At 72.7% G+C, this 13,869-nt stretch carries 11 protein-coding genes; 1 reads left to right on the forward strand and 10 read right to left on the reverse strand.

Features of this window, described 5'->3' with window-relative positions; all coding sequences use genetic code 11:
- Nucleotides 1–26: 26 nt before the first annotated feature.
- The 8 genes from C1701_RS15170 to C1701_RS15205 form a co-directional block, all read right to left on the reverse strand.
- Nucleotides 27–1,580 carry a serine/threonine-protein kinase gene (locus tag C1701_RS15170; protein WP_026419189.1) on the reverse strand — a complete coding sequence of 518 codons (1,554 nt, stop codon included), beginning with the start codon at nt 1,578–1,580 and terminating at the stop codon, nt 27–29.
- Nucleotides 1,581–1,835: 255 nt separating this feature from the next.
- Nucleotides 1,836–3,083, reverse strand: a complete 1,248-nt coding sequence (locus C1701_RS15175; protein WP_103056062.1) for a styrene monooxygenase/indole monooxygenase family protein — start codon at nt 3,081–3,083, stop codon at nt 1,836–1,838.
- Nucleotides 3,084–3,404: 321 nt separating this feature from the next.
- Nucleotides 3,405–4,640: a styrene monooxygenase/indole monooxygenase family protein gene (locus C1701_RS15180; RefSeq protein ID WP_026419187.1), complete on the reverse strand. Its 1,236-nt coding sequence runs from the start codon at nt 4,638–4,640 to the stop codon at nt 3,405–3,407.
- A 49-nt stretch (nt 4,641–4,689) separates the two neighbouring features.
- Entirely contained in the window at nt 4,690–5,271 is a 582-nt protein-coding gene (locus C1701_RS15185) for a GTP-binding protein (protein WP_026419186.1), read from the reverse strand.
- Complete coding sequence (locus C1701_RS15190; RefSeq protein WP_026419185.1) at nt 5,249–5,605, reverse strand: DUF742 domain-containing protein; 357 nt, start codon at nt 5,603–5,605, stop codon at nt 5,249–5,251. Before C1701_RS15190 ends, C1701_RS15185 begins: the two co-directional genes overlap by 23 nt.
- A gap of 52 nt (nt 5,606–5,657) precedes the next feature.
- Nucleotides 5,658–6,083, reverse strand: coding sequence for a roadblock/LC7 domain-containing protein (locus C1701_RS15195; RefSeq protein ID WP_026419184.1), 426 nt, complete (start codon nt 6,081–6,083; stop codon nt 5,658–5,660).
- The gene (locus C1701_RS15200; protein ID WP_337661695.1) at nt 6,080–7,528 is read right to left on the reverse strand and encodes a sensor histidine kinase; all 1,449 of its coding nucleotides are present in this window, start codon (nt 7,526–7,528) and stop codon (nt 6,080–6,082) included. Before C1701_RS15200 ends, C1701_RS15195 begins: the two co-directional genes overlap by 4 nt.
- Before the next feature lie 1,258 nt (nt 7,529–8,786).
- Nucleotides 8,787–9,602 (reverse strand): potassium channel family protein, encoded by an 816-nt coding sequence (locus C1701_RS15205; protein ID WP_337661696.1) that lies wholly within the window; start codon nt 9,600–9,602, stop codon nt 8,787–8,789.
- 570 nt (nt 9,603–10,172) lie between these two features.
- Between C1701_RS15205 and C1701_RS15210 the strand changes: the two genes are divergently transcribed.
- Nucleotides 10,173–10,688: a hypothetical protein gene (locus C1701_RS15210; protein ID WP_337661697.1), complete on the forward strand. Its 516-nt coding sequence runs from the start codon at nt 10,173–10,175 to the stop codon at nt 10,686–10,688.
- Nucleotides 10,689–10,703: 15 nt separating this feature from the next.
- Here the strand turns inward: C1701_RS15210 and C1701_RS15215 are convergent, their stop codons facing one another.
- Both C1701_RS15215 and C1701_RS15220 read right to left on the reverse strand, forming a co-directional pair.
- Nucleotides 10,704–13,040 carry a heavy metal translocating P-type ATPase gene (locus tag C1701_RS15215; protein WP_337661698.1) on the reverse strand — a complete coding sequence of 779 codons (2,337 nt, stop codon included), beginning with the start codon at nt 13,038–13,040 and terminating at the stop codon, nt 10,704–10,706.
- A gap of 116 nt (nt 13,041–13,156) precedes the next feature.
- Nucleotides 13,157–13,822 (reverse strand): nucleotidyltransferase family protein, encoded by a 666-nt coding sequence (locus tag C1701_RS15220; RefSeq protein ID WP_051314052.1) that lies wholly within the window; start codon nt 13,820–13,822, stop codon nt 13,157–13,159.
- Nucleotides 13,823–13,869: the final 47 nt, after the last annotated feature.

Raw genomic sequence — 13,869 nt, forward strand, 5'->3', positions numbered from 1 at the left:
CGGCGGGGGCGCCGGGCGCGACGACCTCAGAGGGGGACGGGGATGGAGTCGATCCGGTACTGGCCGCCGACCTGCACGACCCGGACGACCACCCGCTCGGAGCCGCCCCCGACGTAGTTGAGGGTCACCGACAACCGGCCGGCGTTGTCCCCCGTCACGCCCTCGCCGTGGATTCCCTGGTAGGAACCCCCGGTGGCGTTCTCGGACCAGTACTGGGCGAAGCCCTCCCGGCCCCCGTACATCTCCTGCGCCCTCGGCGTCAGCATGTTCCACGCCGTGTCGCTGCCCGGGCTGGCGAAGAAGGGCTGGAGCCAGGGGCCGACGCTGCCCCACTGGTTGACGGTGGCGGAGGTCTCGGTGCCCTCCTCGATGGGGTCGCCGAAGTCCTCCTCCAGCTCCTCGGCGTCGGGGACGACTCCCTCGTCGTCCTCCTCGTCCTCACCGGGCGCCGGCTCGTCCGCGCTCTGGCTGGAGGAGGGTGCCGCGTTCTCCCCGGAGTCGCCCGTGGCGTTGTTCACCATGATGATCCCGGCGATACCACCGCCGAGGACCAGCACGACCACGGCCGCGATGACCATCACCTTCGCGTTGACACCACCGCCGTCCCCACCGGCGGAGCCACCCGCCGCGCCGGGACGGGTCGTCGCCCTGGTCTCGGCGGGGATCGGGGTGGGGGCCTCCCTGGTCTTCTCCGCCTTCGTCTCGGGCGGGATCGGGGCGGCGGCCGCCTTCGCCGGCGCGACCGACTGCGGCATCCAGGGAGCGGCACCGCCCTTGGCGACCGCAGCGAGCGCCTCACTCGCCTTGCGCATCGTCGGCCGGTCGATCGCCTCGGACTGCAGGAGGCTGGTCAGCACCGAGGTCAGCGGCCCGGCCGCCTCGCTGGGCGGGTCGAGCCGGCCGGCGGCGACGGCGTGCAGCAACGCGAGCGGGTTCTGGTTCTGCGCCTCCGGGTACGGGCTGCGTCCCTCCACTGCCTGGTAGAGGGTGATGCCGAGCGCGAACACGTCGGAGGCGGGCGCCGGGTCCTGCCCCCTGGCCACCTCCGGAGCCAGGTAGGCGGGCGTTCCCGCCACCATGCCGGTCTGGGTGACGGTGACGTCGCCGACGACCCGGGAGATCCCGAAGTCGGTGATCTTGGCGACGCCGCCGTAGTCGATCAGGATGTTGCCAGGCTTGATGTCCCGGTGGACGATGCCCGCGGCGTGGGCCGCGGCGAGGGCCGCCGCGACCTGGCTGCCGATGAGGGCCACCTCCTCCGGCGGCAGCGACCCTCGGTCGTCGAGGACCGCCGCCAGGCTCCTGGACTCCAGGAACTCGATCACCAGGCACGGGTCGCCGTTGTGCTCGGCGACGTCGAAGATGGCGATGGCGTTGGGATGTTGCAGTCTGGCGGCGATCCGCGCCTCGCGCATGGCGCGGCGCCGCGCCATCTCGGTTTCCTGCGCGGTCAGCTCCGGCCGGAGCAACAGCTGCTTGATCGCGACCATCCTGTCCAGGCGCTCGTCATGCGCCTGCCAGACCACGCCCATGGCGCCACTGCCCACCCGCTCCAGCAGACGGTAGTGGCCCGCGATCACTTGCCCCTTTTCGATGACCGGTTACCCCTCGTACACACCCCAACCCTGGAGTGGGGTTGATCTGCACCAACACCCCATACGGTAGCCGACGCGGGAACACGCGCCGACACCGTGTGGACCTTGATCCGGGAACTGAACAGGTGTTTCGCACCCACGCGACGACCAAGCGGTCGGCCGTCCGGGGGAACGGTCCAGACGGCCGACCGCCCACTACACCGTTCGGAGCAGGACGACCGTGCCGTCCCGCTCGGCCGGCTACGCCGCGTGGGAGGTGGTCACCTCGGCGAGGTAGGAACGCGTCCTGTCGGGATCGAGCAACCAGTTCCGGAAGTCGGCGGTCCGGTCGAACCCGTTGGCGAAGCGATCGGCCACCTCCGGGTGCTCACCGGCGGCGCCGAGCACCTCCAGCACGTGGGGCGGCGGGGGCGCGAGCATCGCGTTGGTCCAGGCGGTGACGGTCTCCGCCTCGGCCCAGTAGGACTCGAAGGCGTTCCGCATGAACGCCTCGTCCAGCGGCCCGTCGCCGGCGGCGGTGATGGCATCCAGGTACACGGCCGCGCACTTGCTGGCGTTGTTCGACCCCTGCCCGGTGATGGGATCGTTGGCGACGACGACGTCGGCCATGCCGAGCGCGAACCGACCGGAGGGCAGTCGCCCGACGGGCTGGCGGACGACCGGCGGGTAACCGCCGACCAGGGTCCCCTTGTGATCGGTCAGCTCCACCCCGCGGGCCCGCTCGTACTCCCAGGGGACGTACCGCCGCATGAGCTCGAGCGTCCTGGCGAGGTGGGCGCCCGGGTCGTTGCGCACCTCGGTGAAGCAGTCGAGGGGCCCGCCGGGGATCCCCTCGAAGAACAGGATGTCGCAGCGGCCGCTGAGGGTCAGGGAGGGCATGACGAACAACTCCCCGATCCCGGGGATGAGGTTGCAGCGCACCGCGTCGATGTCCGGGTGCTCGGGTCGGGGGCCCAGTCCGTGGACGTAGACGACCGAGAGCGCGCGCTGGGTGGAGGTGTGGCAGGACCGGGCGGCGTCCCGGTCGAAGAGGTCGACGAGTTCGCCCTTGCCGGCCGCGACGACCGTCAGGTCGAACATCACGGTGAGGGAGTCCAGGTCGGACAGGCTCACCGGGTGGATGACCAGGTGGCCGCCCGCGCGCTCGAACTCCTCCAGCCAGCCCGCCATCTTCACCCGCTGGTCCACCGACTGCGCCGGCTCGTCCAGCCGGCCGAGCCAGTCGATGGCCCGTCCGCCGTCGGGTCCGGCGACCGAGACGCCGAGGCCGTGCACGGTGGGCGCCTGGTCGGCCCAGAAGTCGATACCCAGTTCCCTCTCGTTCGCCAGGGAGCTGGCGAACATCATCTGGGTGGACATCACCCGACCGTTCCGGATCTCCTCCGGCGTTCTCGCTGACATCAGGGTGACGTCGTAGCCACGACCCACCAACCCCAACCCCAGTTGCAGCCCGGACTGCCCTGCTCCGACGATGAGTATCCTGCGCACAGCGGTTCCTTCCTTGTCCGAGAAAGCCCGGTGGTCTCTCCCCTGCAACCGGACAGGCACCTGTTCGCCGACGTTCGTGACGCCTCGCACCACTCTCCCCGAGTGGACGCGAGCCGCCACCCCCCGATGAGGTGAAACCGGGCCACCGCGCGCTCGGGCGGCGGCCCGTCGAGTCCTCCTTCGCCAGATCTCCGTCCCGGGGGTCCGACCGCCCACCCGGCCGGACCCACACCAGCACACCCGCCCCCGGTGGGGCGGGAAATCCTCCCGACACGCCCGCACGGCTCCCCGACCGCGCCCGGACGAGTGGTCGCGGCGGTCTCAGGCCGCCGGTTGCCCGAGCGAGGCCAGGTAGGCCCTGGCCTTGTCCTCCTCGAACAGGAAGTTCGTGTAGTCCTCGGGGTTGTTGAAGCCGTTCGTGATCCGGTCGCCGACGGCGGGATTCGTGTTACCGGCGGCGAGGACCTCGAGCACGTGCGGTTCCGGCGGGGCCAGCAGGGTGTTCGACCAGCGCGTGGAGAACTGGGCGTACTCCCAGTACCGCTCGAAGGTGGCGGTCATGAACTCCTCGTCGAACGGGCGGTCGCCGTGCTCGACGATGCTGGTCAGGTAGGACGCGGCGCACTTGCTCGCGTTGTTCGCTCCCTGGCCGGCGATCGGGTCGTTGACCACGACGACGTCCGCCATCCCCAGCACCGCACCGCCGGAGGGGAGCCGACCGACGGGCTTGCGGACCATCGGGTTGACCCGACCCGTCAGGTTCGACCGCTCGTCGGTGATCCGCACTCCCGCGAACCTGTCGCGCTCCCACGGCGCGTACTCCTCGAACAGCGCGACGGTGCGGTCGAGCTGTTCCCGGGGCCCCGGCGAGTCCCCGAAGCGGTCCAGCGGCCCCCCGGGGATCGCCGACACGTAGAGGATGTCGCAGGGACCGGTGTGCGTGAGGCCGGGCATGATGTACAGCTCGCCGTGCCCACCGATGAGGTTGATCCCGATGATGGTGATGTCGGGGTCCTCGGGCGCCAGCCCGTGGGTGTAGACGATGGCCACGGACCGCTGGGGGCCGGTGAACCGCGACCGGGTCGGGTCGCGGTCGAACATGTCGACCAGCTCACCCCGCCCGGCCGCCACGATCGTCAGGTCGTAGAGCCGGGCGAGCCCGTCCAGGTCGGACACGGAGGCGGGGTGGATGATGACGTTGCCGCCGCGATCCTGGAACATCTCCAGCCAGGTCGCCATCTTCACCCGCTGGTCCACCGACTGGGCGTAGGCGCTGAAGTCGCCGTGCCAGTTCACGAACCGGGTCCCGTCCGGCGCGGTGGCCGAGAGGTGTTTGCGTTTGATCTGGGGCGTCTCCGGCTCCCAGAGGTTCAACCCGTGGTCCCGCTCGTGTTGGAGGGCGGTGTCGAACATGACCTGGGTGGAGGTGACCCTAGCGTTCCGTATCTCCTCCGGCGTGCGGGCGGAGATCACGGTGACCTCGTAGTCCTGCTCCTGGAGGCTCAGTGCCAGTTGTAAGCCCGACTGCCCACTGCCCACGATAAGAATTCTGCGCATCGACTCCACTTTCCCCGAACCGTCTCGGTGCCGACCACGACGAGCCCCTTCACCCGGTCACTGCCAGCGCGTGCTTGATCGCCTCGGTCAGCACACCCCTCGCGTCGACGCCCTCCCGGGCGTCGCAGTTCACGATCGGGACGTTCGGGCCGACGGCGAGCGCCTCCCGAACCTCCTCCAGCGGGTAGACCGGTGCGTCGTCGAACTGGTTCACCGCGATGATGAAGGGGACGTCGCAGTCGTTCTCGAAGTAGTTCACGGCCGGGAAGCAGTCGGAGAGCCGCCGGGTGTCCACCAGGATCACCGCGCCGAGCGCGCCCCGGACGAGGTCGTCCCACATGAACCAGAACCGGGGCTGTCCCGGGGTGCCGAACAGGTACAGCACCAGCTCCGAGTCCAGGGTGATCCGCCCGAAGTCCATGGCGACGGTCGTGGTGGTCTTGTCCGGCGTCTCCTCCAGGTCGTCGACCGGGGCGCTGACCTCCGTCATCAGCGCTTCGGTGCTGAGAGTCGGCACCTCCGACACCGATCCGACGAAGGTCGTCTTGCCGACCCCGAATCCCCCGGCGATGACGATCTTCGCGGAGATCGCCGAGGCGCCGTCGCCCTCAGGAGATGGTCTGTAGCCCACGAAGCACCCTTTCGAGCAGGTCTCGTTGGTCTTGCTCGCTGTCGATACTGGTCGCGTGCACCCGCACCCGGCCCTGGTCGCTGAGGTCGCAGACCAGCACCCGGACGACGCCGAGCGGAAGCTTGAGCCTGGTGGAGATCTCGGCGACGGACTGCCGGCTGCGGCAGAGCTCGTAGATCCGCCAGGACTCGGGGATCAGGGTCTTCTCCAGCGCCGGGTCGAACTCCACCACCGAGATGAGAGTCTCCAGCAGGAGCGGCCGACGGGATCGGGTGCGCCCGCCGGTCACCAGGTACGGCCGGACCCGGGCGCTCTTACGCGAATTGTTGGTCACGACGCTCCTCGTTCCTCACGCGTCACCCCGGCACCGGGCCGGCGGGTGACGGTCACGAAGTCTTCGCCTCGCTCAGCTCGGTACGCAGTTCGGGGGTGAGCACGTGCGCGGCCTTCTCCACCAGCAGGGTCATCTGGTAGGCGACCACCTTCATGTCGCACTCGCCGGACGCCAGCACGGTCAGGCACGACCCGTCGCTGACGGACATGATGAACAGGTAGCCCCGTTCCATCTTGATGATGGTCTGCTCGCAGGCCCCCTGTTGGAAGAGTCGGGAACTGCCCTGGGCGAGGCTGAGCAGGCCGCTCGACATCGCCGCGAGCTGTTCGGCGTTCTCGACCGTCAGGTCCTTCGACGCGGTGAGCAACAGGCCGTCGACGGAGACGACCACCGCGTGGGTGACCCCGGGGACCTGGTCGACGAAGTCGTTGACCAGCCAGGCGAGGTCCTGCGCCTCATTACTCGATGGACGACTCATGTCAGCCCGTCCCGCTCCTTCGTAGTGGGGTTCACTGGTTCGCCCGCGAGGGCGGTGTCGTCCTGCGCGAGGTCCGACGGGGAGTCCGAGGTCCGGAGGTCGGCGTCCCCGGCCGGGGCGGCGGACTGGGTGGCGCGTGCGGCGCGCGGGGGGCGTGACTGGCGGCGCGCCGGGGCCGACCGCTCCGGCTCCGGCGTGGCGGTGGGGGCCGGGCCCGGATCGGCGGGCGTCGCGGTGACGCTCTCCCCTCCGGCCCCGGTCTCCGTCGCCGGCGGGGTGGGCTCCGCCGCCGCGGTCTCCTTCCTGGCGGCGTCCTGCCCGAGTTCGAACCCGTCCAGGGCGTCGTGCAGGGCCTTGGCCGACTGGGCCGACGAGGTCCGCTCGGTCGCCGGCCGGGGGCTCTGCTCCGTGGTGGGCGCGCGGCGGGGGGCGCGCTTGGGCAGACCACCACTGGTGGTGCCGCTCACCTCGGTTCCGCTGGTGGCGGTCGGCTTCGCGCCGGAGGTCCGGGGAGGGGTCGAGGAGGCGGGTGTCCTGGTGGGGAGCGGGCTGGCCCCGGCGGTGCGCACCGAGCCCCGGTCGGGGGCCGTGGGGGTCCGGCCGGGCAGCGGCGGCCGCTGGGGGTGCGGCTCGGCGACGGGTCGCCTGCTCGCGGGCGCGACGATCCGGCTGCTGGTGGGGCTGCTCGCGGGCCGGGCCCTGACGAGGCGGTCCGGGAGCACCACGCTGGCGGTCGTGCCCTCGCCGGGGCGGGACCGCAGGCTCACCCGGATGCCGTGCCGGTGGGCCAGCCGGCTGACCACGTAGAGGCCCATGTGCCGCGCCACGCTGGCGTCGAGCAGCGGGGTTCCGGCGAGGCGGGCGTTGAGCCTGGTCAGCCGCTCCGGGGGCACTCCGATCCCCGGGTCCTGCACCTGGAGCCGCAACTCGCCGTTGGCGCCGGCCGGGGACGAGACGACCACGGCCGCCTCCCTCGGGGAGTTCGCGGCCGCGTTGTCCAGCAACTCGGCCAACAGGTGGCTGACGTCGTTGGCGGCGGCGCCGACGAGTTGGACGTCCGGCATGGTCTCGGTCCTGACCCGGTGGTAGCTGGCGATCTCCGAGGTCGCGGCGCGAACGACGTCGATGAGGGGGACCGGACCGTAGTGCGGGGTGTCGCTGTCCTTGCCGGCCAGGACGAGCAGGTTCTCGCCGTTGCGCCGCATGCGGGTGGCGAGGTGGTCGATCTGGTAGAGGAACTCCAGCTGTTCGGGGTTCTCCTCCCGTTCCTCCGCCTGTTCCACCCGCTGGAGAAGCAACTCGACCAGGGTCAGATCACGCAGCGCCAGGCTGGCCAGCACGCTCGGAAGGAGCTCCCTGGACTCGGTCGGGGGTTGCGGCTGTTGGGGCGCCGGGCCGTCCACGACCCGCCGCCAGAACCGTCGAGCCTCGTCGACGGCGCGCATGCGCCAGTGCGGGAAGCGTTCGGCTGCCTCCCGCCACGCGGGAACCGCACGCGCCAGTGGCCCGCCGGCCTCTGGTCGAGCACGCCGCGGATCACGCCGCGAGGCGGGCGAAGGAGACTGTGCCAAGGGAGAAATCTCCTTATCACGAAGAATCGGATCCGCGAAGACGTCGTCACGGGCCGGCGGTCGAGGCTCCGCGACCGGAACCCGGCGCGCGTACCGGTCGTCATTCCGGAACGCCGTCTTCAATATTCCAGCTATTCGTGCCACTGCGGCGGCGAGCATAGCATGATCAAGATGCCAGTATGAATAGGCCGGGGCGAGTGAGCCGATAGGAGGATTCCGCTAACCTCAGAGTTACTTGAAGCTTCAACTTCGCTCTCCGTACCTCCGAACGGCGCAAGCCCACCGACCGGTCCGCTTCGGACAGTGACAGTGACGGGCCGAACAGCCGGCGCCCCCGCCTCGGTCGCCCCGGCCCCGTCAGCACCGCCACCTGCGCATCCCACCCCCGATCCGGGGTGGACGCACCGGCGCGACGCCACCCCCACCCCGCCGCCCACGCGCCCGACAACCCCGCTCCGACCCGGGCGAACGAGTGGGCGACCGGGCCGTGGACAACCTCCCACTCACGCGAACGGCTCAGAAGAAAACGGAGGTTTATATCACACTCAGGTAACGCGCGCTCATTCTGGATTACCTCGGGATGCTCACCGGAATTCGCCGCACGCTCCGTGAGTGCGGCTGATAAGAAGACCGGCGGCACGGGCGTGGCCCCACCATCGGCCAGCCGGGGATTGCCGACCACGACTACCCGCGCCACCTGTCACGGCCCGTATTCGCGCGCCCGCCCGGCGGCGGTTCGGATTCCGCCTCCGCGTGAAGCCCACGTGCCACTCGCCTCGGCGCGGCCGGGGCGGGATTCCGTGGAGAGGCCTCGAGCGACGGGCCGCCTGCCCACGCGCACCGCGACGGACGGCGTCGGGGGGCCCAACCCGCGTCGCCGCGAGGGGGACCCGCCGATCCCTCCCCGCCGCTCCGCCGGTCCGCACCACCGGTGCTCGGGTCCTGTTCGCCCGCCCCGGCTCGCTCCTGGTCGTCCCTGCCCTCCCACCCCGGTTCCCCCGAGGGGACGCCACGAGCCGTCGAGGAGACCGTGGACGGGCCCAGGCACACGAACACCGCGTCCCCACCGCACGGCGCCGTTGCCCGGCCGGTCAGGTCCACCCGCTCCCTGACGAGCCCTCCGAGGACGCCGTCACCCTCGTCCTCGTCGTCGGGTCACCCGAACCACCCCAGTGGTTCCCCGTCCCGGGGGGCCCGCCTGGCGCCGGGTTGCCCGGAAGCTGGCGACCAGCCGGGCGAGCAGGGTCGCGAGGAAGACCTGCCCGGCGAACGCCTCCATCACCGCCAGCCCCCGACCGAAGGGCTCGGCCGCGGTGAGGTCGCCGTAGCCCAGGGTCGTCAGCGTCGTGAAGCTGAAGTACTGGAGGGCGCCCGGTTCCCCGGATCCGGCCCCGACGAGGAACGGACCGTCCCCGAACTGGTCGAAGGCCTGGTAGCAGGCGGCGAAGAACAGGCCGATGACCAGGTAGGCGCTCAACGCGCCGAAGATCGTCGTCACCGTGACGACCTGGTGGGAGAGGACGCGCCGGACGACGACGAGCACCACCACGAGGAGCAGGGCCGCGATCCACAGGTTGAGGACGCCGAGCCCGGCCCGCCGCTGGTCGGCGAGCAGCAGAACGGTGACGACGCCCCCGGCGAGGAAGGACGACGCCACGATCGTCGCCACGACCCGACGGCGCGCCCACGAGGTCCGCAGCGTGACCAGCACCGTGACGAGGAAGAGCGGCACCCGCGAGGCGGTCGCCCAACCGCCCTCGGTCACCGCGCCGAGCAGGTAGCCGCCCACCAGCAACCCGAACACCAGTCCGTACCGGTCCCGGTGGTCGTCGCTCCAGCCCGAGGAGCCGGCCGGGCCCCCCGCACGGGACCGAGCACCGCCGCGCCCCGGCTGACGCAACCCGAACGCCTCGGTCCACCCGCCCCGGGACGCTGCTGGCCGCCTCACCGCCGCCCGCCCGGCCCCGCTCCCCGTGCCGTTCCGGCCGGGCGGGACGTGCCCCCGACCGGACCGGGCTCCACCCCCCACCGACACCGCCGCTCCCTCCGACTCCCGCCGCTCCTGACTACCGCAGCGGGTCGAGGCCGGCTCGCCCGATCACACCGAGGGATGAGACCGGCCTACCGGCCCGGTCAAGCCCGAGCGCCGCCCCGGGCCAGCACCTCGAACCGCGCGACGGTGGGACCGGCACCGCGGCCGGCGACGGCACGGCCTCAGACATCGGCGGACGGCACGGCGGACCTCCCGCCGAACCTCCTCCGCCGGGTCGGGTCAGCCGGGTCACGAGAAAACTGGTTGCGACCTTGCCGGTCCCCGACCTAGTCTCGCCGTACACGAGAAAGGAGGTGGTCCAGCAGTGAAGAGCTCTAGGACTCGTGAGGTGGCTGTCCGCTAGGACCGCCTCGGCAACACCCACGCCGGCCCCGCTCGGTGGCGCGTCCACTGACGGGTGAGCGGTCGGCGAATACCAGACAGCTACCCGACCCCTGGAACCCCGAGCCCGTCCTGCTCGGGCCCATGCGAACCGCATGGGAAGCGTTCCAGGGGTCGCTGTCGTTCTGGGGCCTGGTCCGCTCCACCGTCCGAGTGCCCGAGGCAGGCCTCGGGCGGAGACGGGGAGTTCTCGCGGTTTCGACCAGTCCGCTGCCCGAAGGGAACTGGCGCGCGGCGGTGCTGCTGGGCGTGGACCGGGTCGTCACACTCCCCGGAGACGACGAACTCCTGGTCACCGCGCTGGCCGACGCCACCGAGCCCCCCGCCACCCGCGCCGCCCCCGTCATCGGTGTCCTCGGTGGCCGGGGCGGGACGGGAGCATCCACGTTCGCCGCCTCGGTGGCCTGGGCCTCGGCCAGGCGGGGCGGCCATCCGCTGCTGGTCGACCGCGATCCCCTCGGTGGGGGCCTCGACCTGGCGCTGGGCATGGAGAAGGTGTCGGGCCCGCGGTGGTCGGGCTGCTCGGCCGCCACCGGTCGGCTCACCGCGAGCACGGTGGGAAGGGCGGGTGCCCGGGACACGGCTGCGCCTCATCCGTGAACACCGCCCCGGCGGTCACGCCTCCTCGGCCCCGCCCAACCCCCGTCGACGGTCCACGTCCCGGGGCTCGGGGTCCGGGTCGGCAAGGGTGAAGAACGCCTCCTCCTCCTGCGCGAAGTGCAGGGTCAGCACGGCGTCGAGACCGTAGAGGGTGGCCCGCAGGTCGTCGACCTGGTCGGGGAGCACCCGGCCCCCCGACTCCGCCAGGTGCCGTCCCAACCGGCGGATGAGACGTTCGATCTCCACGTGGCTCCTGCTCATGGTGCTCATCGCCTCCTGCCCGCCGAAGAGCGCTCCGACCCTCGGGTACAGGTCCCTCTCCTCGGCCCGTTCGTGGGGCAGCAGGTGGTCGACGAGCAGGCGGTGGGCGCGGCGGAGTTCCGCGTCGGCCACCGGGGAGGGCCCACCGGAGAGTGCGTCGGCCGCCTGCCGCACCGCGACCCTGGTGGGCTGGAGCTCGTCGTGCTCGGCGGCGAAGCGGCGGAGCATCCGGTCGGTCGGGTCCCCGACCTTCGTGCGGCGGGGGCGCCGCAAGGCGCGGAGGGCGTACAGGATGACCACCACGTCGATGCCCTCCTGGGCCACCGCGCCCGCCACCGGCGGCAGCCAGCCCACCGCCGCCACGATCATCGCCACCACTGACAGCGACGTGCCCACGACGGCGCTCCGCACGGCGATCCCCCGGGTGCGCCTGGCGATCTCCACCACGTCGGCCAGCCGGTCGATCCGGTCGTCGAGGATGACGGCGTCCGCCGCCTGGGCCGCCGCCGTCGACCCCCGGGAGCCCAGGGCCACCCCGACGTCGGCCGCGGCCAGCGCCGGGGCGTCGTTGACGCCGTCACCAACCATGACGGTGATCCCCCGCCGCCGCTGGTCGCGCACGCACCGGATCTTGTCGGCCGGGGACGCCTCGGCGCGCACCGCGTCGAGCCCGAGGAGGGCGGCGACCTCCTCGGCGTTGGCGACCCGGTCGCCCGTCACCAGCACGATGTCCCGCAGGCCGACCGCGCGGAGGCGGCGGATCGTCCGCCCGGCGTCGGTCCTGACGCGGTCCCGCATCAACAGCGCGCCCCGGAGCCGGTCGTCGACGGTGACCCAGACCGGGGTCGCGAGGTCCAACCGGCCCCTGCTCGCGGCACCCCGCGCCCAGTCCGGCAGGGCGCCCTCGTCGCCGGCCCTTCCGACGCGGACCGCGCTGCCCTCGACCCGGCCCTCCACCCCCACCCCGTGCCGTTCGCGCACCCCGGTGGCGGTCGCCGGTCGGAGCCCGGCACCGGCGGCGGCGCGGACGACGGCGCCGGCCAGCACGTGGGTGGAGTAGCTCTCGACGGCCGCCGCCAACGCCAGCACCCTCGCGGCGTCCTCCCCGGGGGCGCAGACGACGCCAACCACCTCGGGGCGTCCCACGGTCACGGTTCCGGTCTTGTCCGTGGCCAGGGTGGCCGCCCGGCCGAGGAGTTCGAGGGTCGCGCCGCCCTTGACCACGACGCCGGCCCGGGCGGCGAGGGACAGCCCGCCGGTGACGGCGATCGGCACGGCGAGCAGGAGCGGGCACGGGGTGGCCACCACCAGCACGGCGACCGCGCGGACCGCGTCTCCCGAGGTGAGCCAGGACAGGCCGGCGATGGCGAGGGCGGTGGGCAGGAACCAGGCCGCCACCCGGTCGGCCAGGCGGGCGACGGGTGCGGCGCCCGCCCCGGCCTGTTCGGCGAGGCGGACGACTCCCGCGTAGGTGCTGTCCTCGGCGGAGGCGGTGGCGACGAGTTCCACGGCCTCCCCCACGCTGACGACGCCGCTGCGCACAGTGTCCCCGGCCCTCCTGGTCACCGGGTCGGGTTCGCCGGTGAGGGCCGACTCGTCGAAGGCGGCGTCGGCGGTGACCCCCGCGTCGACGGGCACCACCTCGCCGGGGGCGACGACGATCCGGTCGCCGGGACCGAGCTCGGCCACCGGGACCGGGCGCGGTCCGTCGACGGTGACCAGTTTGGCCGTGCGCGGGATCCGGTCGAGCAGCGCGGAGAGGTCGTGGCCGGCCCGGCGTTGGGCGAGGGTCTCCAGGAGCCGGCCGGTGCCGACCATCACCGCCACGACGGCGCCGGCCAGGAACTCCCCGACGACGAGGGTGCTGGCGAGGGCGAGCACCGCGAGGAGGTCCGCGCCCCACCGCCCGGCTCGGAACTGCCCGATGACCCACACGGTGGCGGGGACCAGGCCCACCACCGTCGCGACCGCCCAGAGCACCCGGGCGGCGCCCGGGTGCGCGATCCAGACGAGCCCGCCCGCCGCGAGCAGCGTCGTGGTCGTCACCAGCAGTGCCGCCTCGCTGGAGGCGAACGCGAAGCGCCAGTTCACCACACCGAGCGTCCTCCCGGCCGTTCGTCACCTCGTGGGTACAGCGTGCTCGCCGGGCGGGCAGCCCGCCGCTCGGAACCCCGAGCGGGGTGTGGTCGTGGGGCCGTCGTGACTGGTCACGGTGTGCCAGGCGCTCCGCCCGCCGAGTTCCGCCACGACTCCAGGTCCTCGGGCAGGTCGACGTCCACCGGGTCAGCGACGTCACCGCACTCCACCAGCGTGACCTCCCGCCGGGCGAGGTAGGGGCGGGCTCCGGTGTCCCCGGCGGCCGACCGCGCCACACCCGCCCAGTGGGCACGCCCGATCAGGACGGGGTGTCCTCGCCGCCCCTGGTAGGTCGCCACGGCGAGCGCCGCGCCGGGACGGATCGGCCCGGGTGTTCCTGGTTCGGCTGTCGCGGTCCGGCGGACCCGGTCGACGGCGGCCGGGGTGAGCCCCGGGAGGTCGACGGGTACCACCAGCGCGGCGTGCGCGCCGCGCCGGAGCAGGGCGTCCAGGCCGGCTCGCAGGCTGGACCCGACCCCGGTGGCCCAGTCCTCGTTGTCGACCGGCAGGACGGGAACGGGGAAGCGGGCCCGCCGGCGCACCTCGTCGCGCGCGGCGCCGAGCACCACCGCGATCGGCGAGCACCCGCCGGCGGCCAGCGCGGCGACGGCCCGCTCGACCAGGAGGTCGCCGTCCAGGGCGGCGAGGGCCTTGGGTCGACCGAAGCGCCGGCCGGCACCGGCGGCGAGCACGAGGCCGGCGACGGTCGGGGTCGACCGCTCGGCCCACCCGGTCACCGGTCCGCTCCGGAGGAGGACGGCGTGGGCCGGCCCGGACGCGGATC

The sequence above is a fragment of the Actinoalloteichus sp. AHMU CJ021 genome (assembly GCF_002895405.1).
Lineage (GTDB): Bacteria > Actinomycetota > Actinomycetes > Mycobacteriales > Pseudonocardiaceae > Actinoalloteichus_B > Actinoalloteichus_B caeruleus.